We start from the raw sequence: 18,568 nt of genomic DNA on the forward strand, positions 1-18,568 counted from the left end.
CCTCAGACGGCGCTCCGCGCCCAGTGGCACGCCACCTGTCCGACGTCACCCCCGCCCAGCACCTCCGGTTCCCGGGTGCGGCACGCGTCCGCGACGCCCGCCCGTTCCGCCTCCCCGCCGGCCAGGATCTGGCAGCGGGGATGGAAGCGGCAGCCCGTGGGGATGCGGGAGGGGTCCGGGGGTTCGCCGGACAGGACGACAGGGGTACCCGGGGCTTCCGGGAGGACCGAGAGCAGCGCCTGGGTGTAGGGGTGCCGTGGGGCGGTCAGGACCTGTTCGACGCCGCCCGTCTCCACGATCCGGCCGCGGTACATCACCGCCACCCGGTCCGCGATGTTCCACGCCATGCCCAGATCGTGCGTCACTACCAGCGCGGACAGGCCCAGTTCGGTGCGCAGGCGCAGCAGCAGGGCCAGGATCTCGCCGCGCACCGAGGCGTCGAGGGAGGCCACCGGCTCGTCGGCGACGATCAGTTCCGGGTCCAGGACGAGTGCGCCCGCGATCACCACGCGCTGGCGCTGGCCTCCCGACAGCTCGTGCGGATAGCGCAGGAAGAAGCGCTCCGGTGGGCGGAGCCCCGCCCGGGAGAGGGCACCCGCCACCGCCGTCTGCTCGTCTCCGCCGTACCCGTGGATCCGCAGCCCCTCCGCCACCGCCTCGTACACCGTGTGCCGGGGGTTGAGCGATCCGCTGGGGTCCTGGAGCACCAGCTGGACGCGTCTGCGGTACGCCTTCAGGGCCCGGGCGGAGTAGCCGAGCGGCCGTCCGGCGAAGCGGACGCTTCCCGACGTCGGCGGTACCAGGCCGAGCAGTGCCCGGGCCAGGGTCGTCTTGCCGCAGCCCGACTCGCCGACCAGCGCCACGATCTCCCCGGGGCCGATGTCGAGGTCCACACCGTCCACCGCCCGGGAGGGCGCACCGCCGTGGCGCCCGGGGAAGGTCACGCGCAGTCCCTCCGCGCTCAGCAGCGGTGATGCAGTCGGTGATGTGGTCGCCGATGTCGTCGGTGAGGTCGTCATGGGGTGCTCCTCGCGTCCTCGGTGGCCTCCGTCGGACCGGGGGCGGGGTGTGGCGACACATGCACGCAGGCCGCCCGGCGGCCCGGGCCGGCGTCCCGCAGCTCCTGGTCCTGGGTGGCGCAGCCGTCCAGGGCCACCGGGCAGCGCGGGTGGAAGGCGCAGCCGGACGGCAGGGCGGACGGGTCGGGCGGATCGCCCGCCAGGCCGCGTGGGGCGTAGCGGGAGGCCGGGTCGCCGATGCGGGGGAACGCCGCGGACAGGGCGCCGGCGTACGGATGCCGGGCGTCGTCGTAGAGCCGGCGGGCCGGGCCCTCCTCGACCACCCGGCCCGCGTACATCACCGCCAGCCGGTCGCAGGTCTCGGCGAGGACGGCCAGATCGTGGCTGATCATGATCAGGCCGAGGTCCTGTTCGGCGACGAGCCGGCCGATCAGCCGCAGGATCTGCGCCTGGATCATCACGTCCAGGGCCGTCGTCGGCTCGTCCGCGATGACCAGCCGTGGGTCGCAGGCCAGTGCCATGGCGATCATCACGCGCTGGCGCTGGCCGCCGGACAGCTCGTGGGGGAACGACGTCGCCCGTGCGGCCGGGAGGCCCACGTGCTCCAGCAGTTCGCCGGTCCTGCGTCTCGCCTCGGCCGCGGTCGCCTTGCGGTGCAGCAGCATCGGCTCGGCGATCTGGTCGCCGATCCGGTGCACCGGGTTGAGGGAGTGCATCGCTCCCTGGAAGACGATGGAGGCCCCCGCCCAGCGGACCGCCCTGACCCGCCCCCACCGCATCGTCAGCATGTCCTCGCCGTCCAGCAGGACCTGCCCGCCGACCCGGGTACCGGGCGGCAGCAGCCGCAGCAGGGCCAGCGCCAGGGTGGACTTCCCGCAGCCCGACTCGCCCGCGATGCCGAGCCTCTGCCCCGCCTCCAGCACCAGGTCGACACCCCGCACGGCGGCGGCCCCGCCGGCGTAGGTCACCTCCAGGTCCCTTACCTCCAGCAGCGTCAACGCGCCACCCCCAGCCGCGGGTTGAGGACGGACTCCACCGCGCGGCCGCACAGCGTGAAGGCCAGGGCGACGACGGCGATCGCGATGCCCGGCGGCACCAGGTACCACCAGTCGCCGGAGCTCACCGCGCCCGCCTCGCGGGCGTCCTGGAGCAGACCGCCCCATGACACGACCGTCGGGTCGCCCATGCCCAGGAAGGCGAGCGTCGCCTCGGCGAGGATGGACGAGGAGATCATCAGGGTCGTCTGCGCCAGCACCAGCGGCATCACGTTGGGCAGTACGTGCCGGAGCATGATGTGCGCGTGGCCGCCGCCGAGCGCCCGCGCCCGCTCGATGTAGGGCCGGGACTCCACCGCCAGCGTCTGCGCCCGCACCAGCCGGGCCGTGGTCGGCCAGGACGTCACACCGATCGCCAGGATCACCGTGCCGAGCGAGCGGGACATGACGGTGGCGAGGGCGATGGCGAGGACCAGCGTCGGCATCACCAGGAACCAGTCCGTGATCCGCATCATCACGGTGGCGTACGCGCCCCGGAAGTGCCCGGCGGTGATCCCGACCAGCGCGCCGATCGCCACGGACAGCACGGCCGCGAGCAGCCCGACCAGCAGCGAGATCCGCGAGCCCCACACCACCAGGCCCAGCAGGTTCCGCCCGAACCGGTCCGTGCCCAGCGGGAACTCACCGCTCGGATGCTGAAGCGGCCGGCCCGGGGCGCCGGTCACACTGGACACGTCGGAACCGACCGTCAGCGGCGCGGTGAGCGCGACCGCGGCGAACAGGACGAGGACGGCCAGGCCCACGAGCCCGGCGCGGTGCGTGCGGTAGTGCGCCCAGAAACGGGCGACGGAGCGGCGGCGGCGCTGCCACGCGAGCGTGCGCGGGCTCGCCTTCGCCACCGGGGGAGTGGTGTCGGTACGGGTCGGCCCGCCCGGGGGAGTCGTGTCGGTCGTCATCGGCCCACCCGGGGGTCGAGCAGCGGATAGATCAGGTCGGCCAGCGTGTTCATGAGGATCACCGCCGAGGCGAAGACGAAGAACAGCCCCTGGACCAGGGGAAGGTCGGGCACGCTCAGCGCTTGGTAGAAGAGCCCGCCGAGGCCGGGCCAGGAGAAGACGGTCTCGACGAGGATGACGCCCGCGACCGTCCGGCCGAGATTGACGAAGACCAGCGTCACGGTCGGCAGCAGCGCGTTCGGCACCGCGTGCCGGCGTCGTACCAGGTCGTCCCTCAGGCCCTTGGCGCGCGCGGTGGTCAGATAGTCGCTGCCCATCTCGTCGAGCAGCGCCGAGCGGGTGACCAGCAGCGTCTGCCCGTACTCGACCGCGACCAGCGTGATCACCGGCAGGACGAGGTGGTGGGCGACGTCGACGGCGTACCCGAAGCCCTCCTTGCCGCCCGACTCCATGCCGCCGGTCGGGAACACACCCGGGACGGGGCCCGTGCCCACCGCGAACACGACGATGAGCAGCAGGCCCAGCCAGAAGGAGGGGATCGAGTACAGGGTCAGCGCCACACCGGTGTTGAGCCGGTCGCCGAGCCCGCCGTGGCGCCACGCCGAGCGGGTGCCGAGGACGATGCCGAGGACCGTGTAGAGGACGAACGCGGTGCCGGTGAGCAGCAGCGTGTTCGGCAGCGCCTCGGTGATCTTGTCGATGACGGGTGCCCGGAACTGGTACGACGTGCCGAGGTCGCCCGTGAGCGCCTTGCCGCAGTAGTCCGTGAACTGCTGCCACAACGGCAGGTCGAGACCGAACTCACGGCGATACGCCGCCAGTTGGGCGGCCGATACCGGACGGCCGCCCGTCATGAACTTCACCGGGTCGCCCGGGATCAGCCGGAAGAGGAAGAAACTGGTCACGAGGACGGCGAGCAAGGAGACGGCGGCGCCGCCCGCCTTGCCCGCCGCGTACCGCAGGTACGAAGTGCCGGCGGGTGTCCGCAGTTCGCGCGCCGGTTCCACTACTCACGGTCCTCAGCGGTGGCGCGGCGCCGCAGGCCGAGGACCACCCCGGCGCCGACGAGGACCACGACGCCCGCGACGATGCCGACGACGACCCCGGTGGAGGAGGAACCGCCCGAGGAGTCACGGGAGTTCGCCGGTACGGCCGACCACCAGCTCCAGTAGCCGTCCTGGCCGTAGATGTTGCCCGCCTTCCGGGGCATGGTGGTGATCGACGCGATCTGGTCCGTCCGGTAGGCCTCGACCGCGTTCGGGTACGCCATGACGTTCATGTACCCGAGGTCGTACAGCCGCGACTCGGCCTGCTTGACGAGGCCGGCGCGTTTGACGGGGTCGTACTCCGCGAGCTGCCGGGCATAGAGGTCGTCGAACGTCCTGTCGCAGATGAAGTTGTCCGTGGCGGCCGTGTCCTTCGGGGTCGCCGGGAGCGCCGCGCAGGTGTGGATCGACAGCACGAAGTCGGGGTCGGGGTTGACGGACCAGCCGTCGAAGGCGAGGTCGTACGTGCCGGCGAGCCAGGGGTCGGTCACGTTGTCGAGGCAGTCGAGCGTCAGGCCGATGCCGAGCTTGCCCCACCACTCCTTCAGGTACTGGCCGACGGCCTTGTCGTTCGGGTCGGTGGCGTGGCACAGCATGCGGTAGGTGAGGGGCTTGCCGTCCTTGCCCACCCGTCTGCCGTCGGCGTTCTTCCGGTAGCCCGCCTGGTCGAGGAGCTGCGCGGCCTTCGCGGGGTCGTAGGCCAGCTCCTGGGCCGCCGACGGCTTCCAGAAGTACGTGGAGAAGCGGGGCGGTATGTAGCCCTGGCCCTCGACGGCGTGGCCCTGGAAGACCTTGTCGACGAGTGTCCTGCGGTCGACGGCCATGAACAGGGCGTGCCGCACCCGCTCGTCCAGGAGGGAGGGGGCGCCGTCGCCGAACTTCTGCCCGTTCCTCGCCCGGGCGCCGGGGTTGGTGGCGATGGCGTAGAAGCGGCGGCCCGGGGCGTCGTTGACCTTGATGTCCTTCACGCCTTGTAGGGACGCGGCCTGAGCGGGTGTCAGGGAGGGCGAGCCCGCGACGAAGGAGACCTCTCCCTTGCGCAGGGCCGCCACCGCCGCGTCCTGGTCCTTGTAGTACCGGAACACCAGCTCGTCGAACTTCGGGGCGCCCCGCCAGAATTTCTTGTTGGCCTTGAGCCGCACATAGCTGTCGGGCTTGTAACCGGTCAGGACGAACGGCCCGTCACCGACCACGGGGAAATTCTTGTCGTTGTTGAACGTCCCGAAGTCCCCGACCTTCTCCCAGACGTGCTTGGGCACGATCGGCACGTCGAGCGCGGTCATCGTGGCCTGGGGCTTCTTGAGTTCTATGACGAGCGTGGTGGGGTCCGGAGCCGTGACCTTCCGGAAGCCCGCGACGAAGCTGCCGTTAGCGGTGGCCGCCTTCTCGTCGGTCATCATCTTGTTGAACGTCCACGCCGCGTCCTCGGCGGTGACCTTCTGCCCGTCCGACCATGTGGCGTCGGAGCGGATCGTGTACGTCCAGGTGAGCTTGTCGGCGGACGGCTTCCACCGGGTGGCGAGGCCCGGGACCGGGTGGGCGTCCTCCGGGTCGTAGTCGGTCAGGTACTCGTACATCAGCCGGTTGATGCTGGTACTGACCAGGCGGGTCGCGAGGAACGGGCTCAGCGAGTCCACGCTCTGGGCGACCGCCACGGTGAGGACCGCGTCGCTCTCCTTCGCCTCGGCCTGCTGGGGCAGGGCCAGAGCGGCCATGACCGTGACGGCGGCGGCGAGCCGCGCCGAACGGTGTCGTGGACGGTCCGGGCGCGAGCGCCCTCTGCCGTGCTGGTCTTGCGTGCTCATCGATGCTGACCTCACGTCATCACTGCACGGGGACGGCGGTTCGGGGAACGGCTCGATCCGGCCGGATCGGCTGACGCCGGATGGGTGATGAGTGTGTCTATCAGCGGCGCTGCGCACCCGTCAACGGTGCGTCAAATGCCCTGTGGCCTGCGGAAACGAGGTCGCCGACGGCGGATCGGTAATCATTGGTCCACACCTGTGAAGCGCCGCTGGTGGAGGCCTGACGCCCAGGGTCTTCCGTTACGGGAGGCCCGGGTCCGGACGGGGTGCGGCCAGTCGGGTGGCGTTGCGTGTGACGAGGGGTCTTCGGGTCGATAGTGGCGATAACGGACAGTGTCCCGGCGCCGAGGGCAGGCGCACACCCTCGAGGAGGCACCCCATGCGTGGAGCCAGGCACGCCCTGTGGGCGGCGGTGGCCGCCCTCATGGTGGCCGCCTGCGGCGGGGGCGCGGACGGCGGCGGCACCGCGCCCGGGGTGTTCAGCTCCTCCTGGGGCGATCCGCAGAACCCGCTCGAGCCGGCCAACACCAACGAGGTCCAGGGCGGCAAGGTGCTCGACATGGTCTTCCGGGGGCTCAAGCGGTACAACCCGAGGACCGGCGCGGCCGAGGACATGCTCGCCGAGAACATCCGGACGTCCGACTCGCGGAACTTCACCGTCACCGTCAAGGACGGCTGGAGGTTCAGCAACGGGGAGCCGGTCACCGCCCGGTCCTTCGTCGACGCCTGGAACTACGGCGCGAGCCTGAGGAACAACCAGAGGAACGCGTACTTCTTCGGGTACATCGAGGGCTACGACAAGGTGCACCCGGCCTCCGGCACCCAGACCGCCGACACCCTCTCCGGGCTGAAGGTGACCGGCCCGCGTACCTTCACCATTCGGCTGGGCCAGAAGTTCTCCACGTTCCCGGACACCCTCGGCTACGTGGCCTTCGCCCCGCTGCCCCGGGCGTTCTTCGACCACCACGCGGACTGGCTGAAGAAGCCCGTCGGCAACGGACCGTACCTGGTGCGCTCCTACACCCGGGGCTTCATGATGTCCCTGCGGAAGTGGGACGCCTACCCCGGCCCGGACAAGGCCCGCAACAACGGCGTGGACCTGAAGGTCTACACCGACAGCAACACCGCCTACACCGACCTGCTGGCCGGCAACCTCGACCTCAGCGACGACGTGCCCGCCTCGCAGCTCAGGAACGTGAAGTCCGATCTCGGCGGCCGGTACATCACCGCGCCGGCCGGCATCATCCAGACCCTCGCCTTCCCCTACTACGACCCGCGCTGGAACAGACCGGGGACGGAGAAGGTCCGCACGGGCCTGTCCATGGCGATCAACCGGGACCAGATCACCGACACGATCTTCCACCACACCCGCACCCCCGCCAGTGACTGGACCTCACCCGTCCTCGGCGCCGACGGCGGTTTCAAGGAAGGTCTGTGCGGCGACGCGTGCCGCTACGACCCTGGCCGGGCCAAGAGGCTCATCCAGGAGGGCGGCGGACTGCCCGGCGGGCAGCTCAGGATCACCTACAACGCGGACTCCGGCTCGCACCGGGAGTGGGTGGACGCCGTGTGCAACTCCATCAACAACGCCCTCGGCAACGACCGTGCCTGCGTCGGCAACCCGGTCGGCACCTTCGCCGACTTCCGCAACCAGATCGCCCAGCACAAGATGGCCGGGCCGTTCCGCGCCGGATGGCAGATGGACTACCCGCTCATCCAGAACTTCCTCCAGCCGCTCTACTACACGAACGCCTCCTCCAACGACGGCAAATGGTCGAACAAGGACTTCGACGAACTCGTCGACCGGGCGAACGCCGAGAGCGACAAGGCGGCCGCGGTCGGGCTGTTCCAGCAGGCCGAGGGGGTCGTGCGGGACAACATGGCCGCCATCCCGCTCTGGTACCAGAACGGCAGCGCCGGCTACTCCCAGCGCCTCGCGAACGTGGCGCTCAACCCGTTCAGCGTCCCGGTCTACGACCAGATCGAGGTCCGCTGAACCGCACGCCCGCCCGCCACCCCCGGAGGCCCCATGGGACGGTACGTCGTCCGGCGCCTGCTGCAGATGATCCCGGTCTTCTTCGGCGCCACCCTGCTCATCTTCCTGATGGTGAACGTGATGGGCGACCCCGTCGCCGGCCTGTGCGGCGAACGGCAGTGCGATCCCGCCACCGCGGCGCAGCTGCGCCGGGAGTTCGGCCTCGACAAGCCCCTCTGGCAGCAGTACGCGACCTACATGGGCAACGTCTTCACCGGCGACTTCGGCACCGCCTTCAACGGGCAGAAGGTCACCGAGCTGATGGCGACCGCCTTCCCGCCCACCATCCGGCTCACGATCGTCGCGATCGTCTTCGAGGTCGTCCTCGGGATCGCGCTCGGCGTGGTCACCGGGCTGCGCCGCGGGCGGCCCGTCGACACCACGGTCCTGCTGCTCACCCTCGTCGTGATCTCCGTGCCGACCTTCGTCACCGGTCTGCTGCTCCAGCTGCTGCTCGGTGTGAAGTGGGGCCTCACCAGACCGTCGGTCTCCCCGGCGGCCACGGTCGGGGAACTGATCGTGCCCGGCCTGGTCCTCGCCTCCGTCTCCCTCGCCTATGTCACCCGGCTCACCCGGACCTCGCTGGCCGAGAACAGACGGTCCGACTACGTCCGCACCGCAGTCGCCAAGGGGCTGCCGCGCCGGCGCGTGATCACCCGGCACCTGCTGCGGAACTCGCTCATCCCCGTCGTCACCTTCATCGGCACCGACATCGGCGCCCTGATGGGAGGCGCGATCGTCACCGAGCGGATCTTCAACATCCACGGCGTCGGCTACCAGCTCTACCAGGGGATCCTGCGGCAGAACACCCAGACGGTCGTCGGCTTCGTGACCGTGCTCGTCCTGGTCTTCCTGGTCGCCAACCTGCTCGTCGACCTCCTGTACGCCGTACTCGACCCGAGGATCCGCTATGCCTGAGCAGCCACGGTACGAGCGGAAGGGGGCCGTCGCCGGGACGGGCATGGGCGGCGCCATGGACCTCGCCGCCAGCGAGGCGACCACCTTGCAGAGGGGACCGGAAGGCCCGGCCGGACGGCCGCGCAGCCTCTGGTCCGACGCCTGGCGCGACCTGCGCCGCAACCCGGTCTTCCTCGTCTCCGCGCTGGTGATCCTTTTCCTCGTCCTGATCTCCCTCTGGCCGTCCCTGATCACCTCCGGCAACCCGCTCGTCTGCGAGCTGTCCAAGGCCCAGGAGGGCTCCCAGCCCGGGCACCCGTTCGGCTTCGACGGCCAGGGCTGCGACGTGTACACCCGGACGGTCTACGGCGCCCGTACCTCCGTCACGGTGGGCGTCTGCGCCACGCTCGGCGTCGCCGTCCTCGGCTCGGTCCTCGGCGGGCTCGCCGGGTACTTCGCCGGCGGATGGGACGCGATCCTGTCCCGGGCCACCGACATCTTCTTCGCCATCCCGGTCGTCCTCGGCGGGCTCGTCCTGCTTTCCGTGGTGACCGGCAACACGGTCTGGCCGGTCGTCGGGTTCATCGTGCTGCTCGGCTGGCCGCAGATCTCCCGGATCGCCCGCGGCGCGGTCATCACCGCCAAACAGCACGACTACGTCCAGGCCGCCCGCGCCCTCGGCGCGTCCGACACCCGCATCCTGCTGCGGCACATCGCGCCCAACGCGGTCGCCCCGGTGATCGTCGTCGCGACCATCGCGCTAGGCACCTACATCGCCCTGGAGGCGACCCTGTCGTACCTCGGCGTCGGGCTGAAGCCGCCGAGCGTGTCCTGGGGCATCGACATCTCCGCCGCCTCCCCGTACATCCGCAACGCCCCGCACGCGCTGCTGTGGCCCTCCGGCGCGCTGGCGATCACCGTGCTGGCGTTCATCATGCTCGGCGACGCGGTGCGCGACGCCCTCGACCCGAAGCTGAGGTGACGGCCGTGCTGCTCGAAGTGCGGGACCTGCACGTGGAGTTCCGGACCCGGGAGGGCATCGCCCGGGCCGTCAACGGGGTCGGCTACAGCGTGGACGCCGGCGAGACGCTGGCCGTGCTCGGCGAGTCCGGCTCCGGCAAGTCCGTCACCGCGCAGGCCGTCATGGGCATCCTCGACACGCCGCCCGGCCGGATCACCGGCGGCCGCGTCCTCTTCCAGGGGCGGGATCTGCTCACCCTCAAGGAGGAGGAGCGGCGCAGGATCCGCGGTGCCGGAATGGCCATGATCTTCCAGGACGCCCTCTCCGCGCTGAACCCCGTCCTCACCGTGGGCGACCAGCTCGGAGAGATGTTCGTCGTGCACCGGGGGATGTCGAAGAAGGACGCGCGCGCCCGGGCGATCGAGCTGATGGACCGGGTACGGATCCCGGCCGCCCGCCAGCGCGTGCGGGACTATCCGCACCAGTTCTCCGGCGGTATGCGCCAGCGCATCATGATCGCCATGGCGCTGGCGCTGGAGCCCGCGCTGATCATCGCCGACGAACCCACCACCGCCCTCGACGTCACCGTGCAGGCCCAGGTCATGGACCTGTTGGCCGAGCTGCGGCGCGAGTACGGCATGGGTCTCGTCCTCATCACCCACGACCTCGGTGTCGTCGCGGACGTCGCCGACCGGATCGCCGTCATGTACGCGGGCCGGATCGTCGAGTCGGCCCCCGTGCACGACATCTACAAGAGCCCCGCTCACCCCTACACCCGCGGCCTGCTCGACTCCATCCCCCGTCTCGACCGCAAGGGCCGCCGGCTCTACGCCATCGAGGGCCTGCCGCCGAGCCTCACGCACATCCCCCCGGGCTGCCCCTTCCACCCCCGCTGCCCCCTGGCCCGCGACGTGTGCCGCACCGACGAGCCGCCGCTCTACGAGGTTGACGAGCAGCGGGGAAGCGCCTGCCACTTCTGGAGGGAGTGCCTGCATGGCCGGTCCTGAGACGATCCTGGAGGTCAGCGGGCTGGTCAAGCACTATCCGCTGACCCGGGGGATCCTGTTCAAGAAGCAGATCGGCGCGGTGCGGGCGGTCGACGGCGTGGACTTCACGCTCGCTCGGGGCGAAACGCTCGGCATCGTCGGGGAGTCCGGGTGCGGCAAGTCGACGCTCGCCAGGCTGCTGGTCAACCTGGAGCCGCCGACGGCCGGTTCGATCCGGTACAAGGGCGAGGACATCACCCGGCTGTCCGGGCGCGCGCTGAAGGCGGTGCGGCGCAACATCCAGATGGTGTTCCAGGACCCGTACACCTCCCTCAACCCCCGTATGACGGTGGGCGACATCGTGGGCGAGCCGTACGAGATCCATCCCGAGGTCGCGCCCAAGGGGGACAGGCGGCGGCGGGTGCGGGAGCTGCTGGACGTCGTCGGGCTCAATCCCGAGCACATCAACCGCTATCCGCACCAGTTCTCCGGCGGTCAGCGACAGCGCATCGGCATCGCCCGGGGGCTGGCGCTGCGCCCGGAGATCATCGTGGCGGACGAGCCGGTCTCCGCGCTCGACGTGTCGGTGCAGGCCCAGGTGATCAACCTGATGGCGCGGCTCCAGGACGAGTTCGGACTGAGTTACGTCTTCATCGCGCACGACCTGTCGATCGTGCGGCACATCTCCGACCGGGTCGGGGTGATGTACCTCGGGAAGATCGTGGAGATCGGCACCGACGAGGAGATCTACGAGCATCCCACGCACCCCTACACCCAGGCGCTGCTGTCCGCCGTGCCCGTGCCCGACCCGGCGGCACGGGAGCGCCGGGAGCGGATCATCCTCAGCGGTGACGTGCCGTCCCCGGCGGACATCCCCTCCGGCTGCCGGTTCCGCACGCGCTGCTGGAAGGCCAGGGAGCGGTGCGCGCTCCAGGTGCCGCCGCTCGCGGTGCCGGAGGAGTTCCGGGGGACGACGGGACCGGCCGCGCACGACTCGGCGTGCCACTTCGCGGAGGAGATCCGTGTGGTGCCGCCCGAGGAGCCACCGGAGGAGCCACCGGAGGAGCCACCGGAGGAGCCGCATAACTCCGCAAACACACATGAACTGCGTTAACACGCAGGCAACTTGGCTGACGCGATTCCGATATACGGACGCAGCACAGTGAACAGCGTACGGCCGTGCGGGTGCCGTAAACGGGCCGGGATGCGCCATGTCATCCCGGCCCGTTGCTGTTCTTTGCGCCTGAGCCGGCGCCGCTCTCGCGGACCTGGTGGCTGTCTCGTCGTGGTTCCTCAATTGATGGTTGCTGTGCTCTGTGGGGTTTTTCTGATCAGCCCAAGTCGAGCGCGCGTCGGAGGAAGTCACGCTGGAGCAGCAGCAGGTTCTCCGCGACCGTCTCCTGGGGGGTCATGTGCGTGACCCCCGACAGCGGGAGCACCTCGTGCGGGCGGCCCGCGGCCAGGAGGGCCGAGGACAGGCGCAGGGAGTGGGCCACCACCACGTTGTCGTCCGCCAGGCCGTGGATGATCATCATCGGGCGGGCCGGATCCGCCGCGTCCACCAGGCCCGCGTCGTCGATGAGCGAGTTGCGGCGGTAGACGTCGGGCTGCTCGCCGGGGTGCCCCAGGTAGCGCTCCTGGTAGTGGGTGTCGTAGAGCCGTAGGTCGGTCACCGGCGCACCCACGACGGCCGCGTGGAACACGTCCGGGCGGCGCAGCACCGCCAGCGCCGCCAGATAGCCGCCGAAGGACCAGCCGCGGATCGCGACCCGGGACAGATCGAGCGGGAAGTCGCCGGCCAGGGCGTGCAGCGCGTCCACCTGGTCCTGGAGCACGACCGCCGCGAGGTCGTCCTTGACAGCCTTCTCCCAGGCGGGGGAGCGGCCCGGGGTGCCGCGCCCGTCGGCGACGATCACCGCGAAGCCCTGGTCGGCGAACCATTGCGAGGTCAGGTGCGGATTGTGCGCGGCCACCACGCGCTGTCCGTGCGGGCCGCCGTAGGGGTCCATGAGGACGGGGAGGGAGGCGTCACCGGAGTAGTCCGTAGGCATAATCACGGCGCATGGGATTTGGCGTGCGCCCCCCTGCGTCAGTCGCACGCGCGGGGACAAACCGGGGTGTTCCGCATACGACGCCACGGTGGCCAGACGCTTGCCGTCGCGCAGCACCTGCACCCGGGCGCCGGGGCGGTCGAGGGCCGAGGAGACGAGCACGGTCACCGCCCCCGCGCGCACCGCCGAGTGCACGCCGGGCTCCTGCGACACGCGCTCCACGCCGAGTTCGTTCACGCGGTAGACGTGGACCTCGCCGATCTCCGGGTCCGTCGCGGCTTCGCCCGCCGACGCGGCCACCAGCACATCCGCGTCCGCGACGTCGAGCACCGCCCGCAGGTGCAACTGCGGTCCGGTCAACGGCCGTTCCCCCACGGCGAGCACCCGCGCGCCGCCCTCGTCGGCCACCCGGACCAACTGCCCGGAGGGGCTCCAGCACGGCACACCGGCGAAAAGTTCCAGCCAATATGGATCTTCGTCCGCGTGCACCATCCGGGTCGCCCCGGTGTCCGGGTCCACCGCCAGGTACAGCTGGCTGCGCTGGTCCCGCGCCTGCACCAGGATCAGCGGTGCCCCCGCCGCTGACCAGTGCACTCGCGCCAGATACGGGTAGCGCGCCCGGTCCCAGACGACCTCCGTGCGCGCCCCGTCGAGGCCCACCACGAACAGCCGTACGTCCGCGTTGCCGGTGCCCGCAGCCGGGTACGGAACCCGCTGCGGCTCCTGGTCCGGACGCGCCGGATCGGAGATCCACCACCGCCGCACCGGCGTGTCGTCCACGCGCGACACGAGCAGCCGGTCGGACTCCGGCGACCACCAGAAACCCCGCGACCGGCCCATCTCCTCGGCCGCGATGAACTCGGCCAGGCCGTACGACACCGACTCCGACTCCGGCTCCGCGAGCGCCCGGTCGCCCTCGCCCTCCGCGCCGACCACGCGCAGCGCGCCGCCTCGCACGTAGGCGATGTGCCGTCCGTCGGGGGCCGGGCGCGGGTCGATCACCGGTCCGGCCACGGGAAGTTCACGGGCCGTGCCCGCGCGCAGCTCCGCCGTGAAAAGCCGCCCTGACAAGGCGAAAGACGCCAACTCCACGGCCGCGTCGGTGGCGTAGCCGACGATGCCGGCGCCGCCCTCGCGACTGCGCTCCCGCCGGGCGCGCTCCTCGGGCGGCAACTGCTCGGCGGCGCCCCCGAGGAGCGCGCCCGGGTCGGCCGCGGGGCGCTCCTTGCCGTCCGCCAGGTCGAGGACCCACAACTGGTGCGCGCGGTCCGTGCCGGAGGTGGACCGCAGGAACACGACACGGGAACCGTCGGGCGCGACGGTGAACGCACGCGGCGCGCCGAGCGTGAACCGCTGGGTCCGCGCGTGCCGTCGGGGGAAGGAAGCAGGCTCGGTGGTCATGCCCCGACCATATTGGCCATGCGCCCCCTTGTGCGGCCGTGCGCCGATCGATGCGCACGTACGGATAGTTATGATCACTAGCGCATAGTGGGTATGAACGTGCTGCCCGCTGCGTGGATTTATCTGCATGGATTTGTCTGCCCCCATAGTCCGAACCCCCCGCGTCCTGGGATCTTTGGAGGTGAGCCGCCGTGGCACTCTCGATTTCGGCGGTGGTGCTGCTGGCGATCGTCGTCTTCCTTCTGATCAAGAAGTCCGGGTTGAAGGCGGGCCACGCGATCGTGTGCATGCTCCTCGGCTTCTACCTCGCCTCCTCCACGGTCGCACCCACGATCAGCGAGCTGACCACGAACATCGCGGGGATGATCGGCAGCATCAAGTTCTAGCGTTCGCGGGGCGCGGCCCCTTCCGCCCGCAGGGCCGAGTCTTCCGTGAGGGGGACCCGGCGGCCGGTGCCGCCGGGGGCGGAGGACGGCCGGCCTCGTAGGGTGGTCCCATGACGGACTCGTAGGGTGGTCCCATGACGGATCTGCCCGACCGGCGTCTGCTCCTGGTGCACGCGCACCCGGACGACGAGTCGATCAACAACGGCGCGACCATGGCCAAGTACGCGGCCGAGGGCGCCCGGGTGACGCTGGTGACCTGCACCCTCGGCGAGGAGGGCGAGGTGATCCCGCCGGAGCTCGCGCACCTCGCGCCCGACCGGGACGACGCGCTGGGCCCGCACCGCGTCGGCGAACTGGCCGCCGCCATGGCCGAACTCGGCGTCGGCGACCACCGCTTCCTCGGCGGCCCGGGCCGCTACCGCGACTCCGGGATGATGGGCGCCGAGCAGAACCACCGGCCGGGCTCCTTCTGGTCCGCGGACCTGGACGAGGCGGCCGGCCACCTCGTGGCGGTCGTCCGGGAGGTGCGCCCCCAGGTCCTCGTCACCTACGACCCCGACGGCGGCTACGGCCACCCCGACCACATCCAGGCCCACCGCGTCGCCATGCGCGCCGCCGACCTGGCCGCCGACCCCGGCTTCCGCCCGGACCTCGGGGAGCCCTGGCGGATCACCAAGATCTACTGGAACCGGCTGCCGCGCTCTGTCGCCCGGGCCGCGTTCGCCCGCCTCGGCGAGGTCCTCGACAAGACGCCCTTCGCCAAGGCCGCGAGCATCGACGACGTCCCCGGCGTGGTCGACGACCAAGCGGTCACCACCGAGATCGACGGCACGGCGTTCGCTGCCGCGAAGGCCGCGGCGATGCGCGCCCACGCCACGCAGATCGAGGTCGCCGAGCCGTACTTCGCGCTGTCCAACGCGCTCGCGCAGCCCCTGTTCACCACGGAGTACTACGAGTTGGCGCGCGGCGGGCACGCCGAGGCCCGTGAGACGGATCTGTTCCAGGGAGTGGCCCCATGACGACGCCGAGCAAACAGTCGAGCGCACTCGCACAGCCCCTGACCCTGCCCTCGGCCGGACGGATGGCCGCCTACCTCGGGCTGCTGGTGCTCGGTGCGGTCGTCGGCGTGGCGGGCGGTCTGGTGCAGGGTGCCTGGTTCCCGGGCGGACTGCTCCTCTCGCTCGCGGGCGCGGCCGGAGCCTTCCTGGGCGGCGCCCAGGTCACCGGGGCCCGCGCGGGGGCCCTCGCGCCCGCCGCCGGGTGGATGGTCGCCGTCCTGCTGCTCACCGCCAGCCGCCCGGAGGGCGACTTCCTGTTCGGCGCGGGCATCGGCTCGTACCTGTTCCTGCTCGGCGGAATGGCCGTCGCTGTGATGTGCGCCACCCTTGCCCGCGGGCGGCAACCCGGTCGCCCCGGCGCCCGACTTGGCAAGTGACGTACCACTTCGTCGCTGCGAGTCATGGGATGTCCCCCGGAAAACGCGGTGCGGACGTGGGGGTCCCGTGCGGGTTTCCTCGCGGGCGCGGTCTACGTGGCGCAAGCGGCCAGTATGGTGGTGCGCGCCGCCGAGCCTCCCCCACGCTCTCGGCTTCGCTCGAGCAGGGGGGACCCCCACCTGTTGAGGTCGAAACAGGCGGTGGAGCCAACCGGGAGAACCTGCCTTGAGTCGTGAAACTGACAACTCGTCCGCCGGGCCCAACGGGCGTGGGCCAGCCGCGTACCCGTCGGGGACGCCGCCGTACGGTACCCCCCTGGCTGCCGAGGACGGTGTCGACACGAGCCGTTCGGCCTCGCCGTCGGAGGAACGCAAGACCGAGACCACGCTGACGACCCGCATCCGGATCAACATCCCCGGATCCCGGCCCATTCCGCCGGTCGTCGTGCGCACCCCCGTCGCGGACGCCGACAGCGCGACGGACGAAGCGGGCTCCGACACACGGGCGACGAGCTCCGTGAGCGCGCTCAGCACCTTCGACCCGCCCGCCGAGCCCGCCGCGCAGTCCGAGGAGAAGACGCCGACGAGCGACTGGTTCGCGCCGCGCAAGCCCGCGGCGGTCAAGGGCGCTGCGGGCAGTGGGACGACCAACGGCGCGGGGCTGCCCGGGGCTTCGGGCATACAAGGCGCGAGCGGCACGTCGGGCGTGGGGGCGCCGGGCGAGGGCGCTGGTGCCGGAGCGGGTGCCGGTACGGGTGCGCGGGGCGGCAACGGGGCCTTCGGTGGCCCGGGTGCGACGAGCGGTCCCGGCGCGGGCGGCACGCGGCCAGGCGGCCCGAGTGCGAACGGCACGGGTGGCGCGCGCCCCGGCGCTTCCGGCGCGCCGGGCGCACGACCCGGAGAGGGCGCGGGCGGCACGGGCTCCTTCGGCGCACGCCCGGGTGGTACGAACGGCGCGGGGCTCCCGGGTGCCACCGGTGCCGGACCCGTCGCGCCGGGGCACGGCGGTGGCACCGGCTCCTTCGACGTGTCCGACGCGGTGGCGGCCAGCACGGCCTCCTTCCCGGTGATCGGCGCCGAGGAGAGCCCCGAACCCCGCCGCGACGACCTTCCGTACTTCTCGGAGCCGGGCCGGCGCGGCCCGTCCGGCCCGACCAGCGGCCCGGTCACCGGCGACAGCACGGTCGCCTCCGGCCCCGGCGGCCCCGGTCTGACCGCTCCCGGTACGGGCCCCGGCGGCCCGGGCCTCCTGGCGCCCGGCATCCAGAGCACCCCCGGCGGACCGCTCGGCCCGGGAGGCCCCGGAGCGCCCGGTGCGCCCGGCGTGCCCGGAGCCGCCGCCGGCCAGGGCCGTCCCGGCGGCGGGCTCAGTGACGACACCGCGATCCTCACCCCGCAGAAGCCCGCCCCCGAACCGGGCCCCCAGGGCTTCGGCGGCCCCGGCGGCAACGTCTCCGGGCACACCGTCACCAGCGGCATCCCCGTCGTCCCGTCGGGCGACCGCAGCGGTCCGTTCGGCCCGGGCTCCCCGTCGGAGGCGCCGGCGCCGCACACGCCCCCGAAGCTGCCCGACGCGCCCAGGCAGCAGAACACCGGCGCCGCGAAGCCGGCCAAGAAGAAGGGCCGCAGCAAGCTGGTCCTCCTGTGCGGCGGCGTGGTCCTCGTCGCCGGTGTCGCCTACGGCGCCGGTCTGCTCATGAACCACTCCGACGTGCCCAAGGGCACCACGGTGCTCGGCGTCGACATCGGCGGCGGCACCCGGGACGAGGCGGTCGAGAAGCTCGACGCCGCGCTGGGCAGCCGGACCGACAAACCCCTGCAGCTGTCGGTCGACGGCAAGGCGGTCCCCCTCAGGCCGGACCAGGCGGGCCTCCAGTTCGACAGCAAGGCCACCGTCGCCGCCGCCGCGACGAGCGACTACAACCCGGTGTCGGTGATCGGCTCGCTGTTCGGGCAGCACCGTGTGGTCCCGCCCGTCATGCCCGTCGACGAGGAGAAGCTGCAGGCCGCCCTGCAGCGGGTAGCGGGCGGCTCCGGGTCGATGGTCGAGGGCACGATCAAGTTCGAGGCCGGCCGGGCGGTTGCCGTGTACGGCAAGGCGGGCAAGGGAATCGACGTGCCCGCGTCCGTCGCGGCCGTCGAGGAGGCGTACCGCACCCAGGTGGAGACCGGCTCCGGCACGCCCGTGCGGGTGGCCACCACGACCCGGCAGCCGGCGGTCACGAACGCCGAGGTCGACAGGGAGCTGAAGGAGTTCGCGCAGCCCGCGATGTCGGCTCCAGTGACGGTGCGGACGGACCCGGCGCACTCGGTGCTGATGAGTCCGCAGAAGTCGCTGTGGAAGTTCCTCGGGGTGACGGCCGTCAACGGCAAGCTGGTCGACAAGCCCGACCTGGCCGCCCTGAAGGCGCTCTACGGCCAGGCGTTCGACGGCGTGCTCATCACCCGGGCCAACGGCCAGAAGACGCCCGTGACGCCCCAGGACGTCTACGTCGCCCTGCGCCAGGCGCTGCTGAGCAAGACCAACCGGGTCGCGGTCATCAACACGAACCCGAGCTGACGGCACCGCACAGGGGGGCGCCCGGTGACGACCGG

General features: G+C 71.6%; 15 protein-coding genes. 9 read left to right on the plus strand and 6 right to left on the minus strand.

The features are described 5' to 3' along the window. Positions 1-2: 2 nt before the first annotated feature. Genes ACIRC0_RS10580 through ACIRC0_RS10600 form a run of 5 tightly spaced genes read right to left on the minus strand, consistent with a single transcriptional unit; the run spans position 3 to position 5,821 of the window. Positions 3-1,019: an ABC transporter ATP-binding protein gene (locus tag ACIRC0_RS10580; protein WP_403613962.1), complete on the minus strand. Its 1,017-nt coding sequence runs from the start codon at positions 1,017-1,019 to the stop codon at positions 3-5. After that, on the minus strand, positions 1,016-2,017 hold the full coding sequence (locus ACIRC0_RS10585) for an ABC transporter ATP-binding protein (protein WP_403613965.1): 1,002 nt from the start codon (positions 2,015-2,017) through the stop codon (positions 1,016-1,018). Before ACIRC0_RS10585 ends, ACIRC0_RS10580 begins: the two co-directional genes overlap by 4 nt. Next, complete coding sequence (locus tag ACIRC0_RS10590) at positions 2,014-2,970, minus strand: ABC transporter permease (protein WP_403613968.1); 957 nt, start codon at positions 2,968-2,970, stop codon at positions 2,014-2,016. Before ACIRC0_RS10590 ends, ACIRC0_RS10585 begins: the two co-directional genes overlap by 4 nt. Continuing rightward, positions 2,967-3,977 carry an ABC transporter permease gene (locus ACIRC0_RS10595; protein WP_403613970.1) on the minus strand — a complete coding sequence of 337 codons (1,011 nt, stop codon included), beginning with the start codon at positions 3,975-3,977 and terminating at the stop codon, positions 2,967-2,969. The genes ACIRC0_RS10590 and ACIRC0_RS10595 overlap by 4 nt, the downstream gene beginning before the upstream one ends. Then, positions 3,977-5,821 (minus strand): ABC transporter substrate-binding protein, encoded by a 1,845-nt coding sequence (locus tag ACIRC0_RS10600; protein ID WP_403613973.1) that lies wholly within the window; start codon positions 5,819-5,821, stop codon positions 3,977-3,979. Before ACIRC0_RS10600 ends, ACIRC0_RS10595 begins: the two co-directional genes overlap by 1 nt. A 379-nt stretch (positions 5,822-6,200) precedes the next feature. Between ACIRC0_RS10600 and ACIRC0_RS10605 the strand changes: the two genes are divergently transcribed. Genes ACIRC0_RS10605 through ACIRC0_RS10625 form a run of 5 tightly spaced genes read left to right on the plus strand, consistent with a single transcriptional unit; the run spans position 6,201 to position 11,814 of the window. After that, positions 6,201-7,817, plus strand: a complete 1,617-nt coding sequence (locus ACIRC0_RS10605) for an ABC transporter substrate-binding protein (RefSeq protein ID WP_403613975.1) — start codon at positions 6,201-6,203, stop codon at positions 7,815-7,817. Between the two features lie 33 nt (positions 7,818-7,850). Continuing rightward, a complete protein-coding gene (locus ACIRC0_RS10610; RefSeq protein ID WP_403613977.1) occupies positions 7,851-8,774 on the plus strand; it encodes an ABC transporter permease in 924 nt (307 codons plus the stop codon). Continuing rightward, a complete protein-coding gene (locus ACIRC0_RS10615; RefSeq protein WP_403613979.1) occupies positions 8,767-9,735 on the plus strand; it encodes an ABC transporter permease in 969 nt (322 codons plus the stop codon). The genes ACIRC0_RS10610 and ACIRC0_RS10615 overlap by 8 nt, the downstream gene beginning before the upstream one ends. A gap of 5 nt (positions 9,736-9,740) precedes the next feature. Beyond that, the gene (locus tag ACIRC0_RS10620) at positions 9,741-10,721 is read left to right on the plus strand and encodes an ABC transporter ATP-binding protein (RefSeq protein WP_403613982.1); all 981 of its coding nucleotides are present in this window, start codon (positions 9,741-9,743) and stop codon (positions 10,719-10,721) included. Further along, complete coding sequence (locus ACIRC0_RS10625) at positions 10,708-11,814, plus strand: ABC transporter ATP-binding protein (RefSeq protein ID WP_403613985.1); 1,107 nt, start codon at positions 10,708-10,710, stop codon at positions 11,812-11,814. Before ACIRC0_RS10620 ends, ACIRC0_RS10625 begins: the two co-directional genes overlap by 14 nt. A 217-nt stretch (positions 11,815-12,031) precedes the next feature. Here ACIRC0_RS10625 and ACIRC0_RS10630 read toward each other — a convergent pair whose 3' ends face one another. Then, positions 12,032-14,152 carry a prolyl oligopeptidase family serine peptidase gene (locus ACIRC0_RS10630; protein WP_403613988.1) on the minus strand — a complete coding sequence of 707 codons (2,121 nt, stop codon included), beginning with the start codon at positions 14,150-14,152 and terminating at the stop codon, positions 12,032-12,034. A gap of 191 nt (positions 14,153-14,343) precedes the next feature. Between ACIRC0_RS10630 and ACIRC0_RS10635 the strand changes: the two genes are divergently transcribed. The 4 genes from ACIRC0_RS10635 to ACIRC0_RS10650 all read left to right on the plus strand — a co-directional run bounded on the left by ACIRC0_RS10635 (position 14,344) and on the right by ACIRC0_RS10650 (position 18,533). Continuing rightward, positions 14,344-14,538, plus strand: coding sequence for a hypothetical protein (locus ACIRC0_RS10635; protein WP_059128380.1), 195 nt, complete (start codon positions 14,344-14,346; stop codon positions 14,536-14,538). Positions 14,539-14,672: 134 nt separating this feature from the next. Then, complete coding sequence (gene mshB / locus ACIRC0_RS10640; RefSeq protein ID WP_403613991.1) at positions 14,673-15,557, plus strand: N-acetyl-1-D-myo-inositol-2-amino-2-deoxy-alpha-D-glucopyranoside deacetylase; 885 nt, start codon at positions 14,673-14,675, stop codon at positions 15,555-15,557. After that, on the plus strand, positions 15,554-15,973 hold the full coding sequence (locus ACIRC0_RS10645) for a DUF6113 family protein (protein WP_403613993.1): 420 nt from the start codon (positions 15,554-15,556) through the stop codon (positions 15,971-15,973). Before mshB ends, ACIRC0_RS10645 begins: the two co-directional genes overlap by 4 nt. A 226-nt stretch (positions 15,974-16,199) precedes the next feature. Then, complete coding sequence (locus ACIRC0_RS10650) at positions 16,200-18,533, plus strand: hypothetical protein (RefSeq protein ID WP_403613996.1); 2,334 nt, start codon at positions 16,200-16,202, stop codon at positions 18,531-18,533. Positions 18,534-18,568 lie beyond the last annotated feature (35 nt).

The sequence above is a fragment of the Streptomyces sp. NPDC093984 genome, from assembly GCF_044764595.1.
In the GTDB taxonomy this organism is placed as follows: domain Bacteria; phylum Actinomycetota; class Actinomycetes; order Streptomycetales; family Streptomycetaceae; genus Streptomyces; species Streptomyces cynarae.

What these genes read in the sequence shown, in the direction of transcription:
- ACIRC0_RS10580 (WP_403613962.1), bottom strand. Translation starts at nt 1,019, where the DNA reads ATGACGACCTCACCGACGACATCGGCGACCACATCACCGACTGCATCA.
- ACIRC0_RS10590 (WP_403613968.1), bottom strand. Translation starts at nt 2,970, where the DNA reads ATGACGACCGACACGACTCCCCCGGGCGGGCCGACCCGTACCGACACC.
- ACIRC0_RS10600 (WP_403613973.1), bottom strand. Translation starts at nt 5,821, where the DNA reads ATGAGCACGCAAGACCAGCACGGCAGAGGGCGCTCGCGCCCGGACCGT.
- ACIRC0_RS10605 (WP_403613975.1), top strand. Translation starts at nt 6,201, where the DNA reads ATGCGTGGAGCCAGGCACGCCCTGTGGGCGGCGGTGGCCGCCCTCATG.
- ACIRC0_RS10610 (WP_403613977.1), top strand. Translation starts at nt 7,851, where the DNA reads ATGGGACGGTACGTCGTCCGGCGCCTGCTGCAGATGATCCCGGTCTTC.
- ACIRC0_RS10615 (WP_403613979.1), top strand. Translation starts at nt 8,767, where the DNA reads ATGCCTGAGCAGCCACGGTACGAGCGGAAGGGGGCCGTCGCCGGGACG.
- ACIRC0_RS10625 (WP_403613985.1), top strand. Translation starts at nt 10,708, where the DNA reads ATGGCCGGTCCTGAGACGATCCTGGAGGTCAGCGGGCTGGTCAAGCAC.
- ACIRC0_RS10630 (WP_403613988.1), bottom strand. Translation starts at nt 14,152, where the DNA reads ATGACCACCGAGCCTGCTTCCTTCCCCCGACGGCACGCGCGGACCCAG.
- mshB (WP_403613991.1), top strand. Translation starts at nt 14,673, where the DNA reads ATGACGGATCTGCCCGACCGGCGTCTGCTCCTGGTGCACGCGCACCCG.
- ACIRC0_RS10645 (WP_403613993.1), top strand. Translation starts at nt 15,554, where the DNA reads ATGACGACGCCGAGCAAACAGTCGAGCGCACTCGCACAGCCCCTGACC.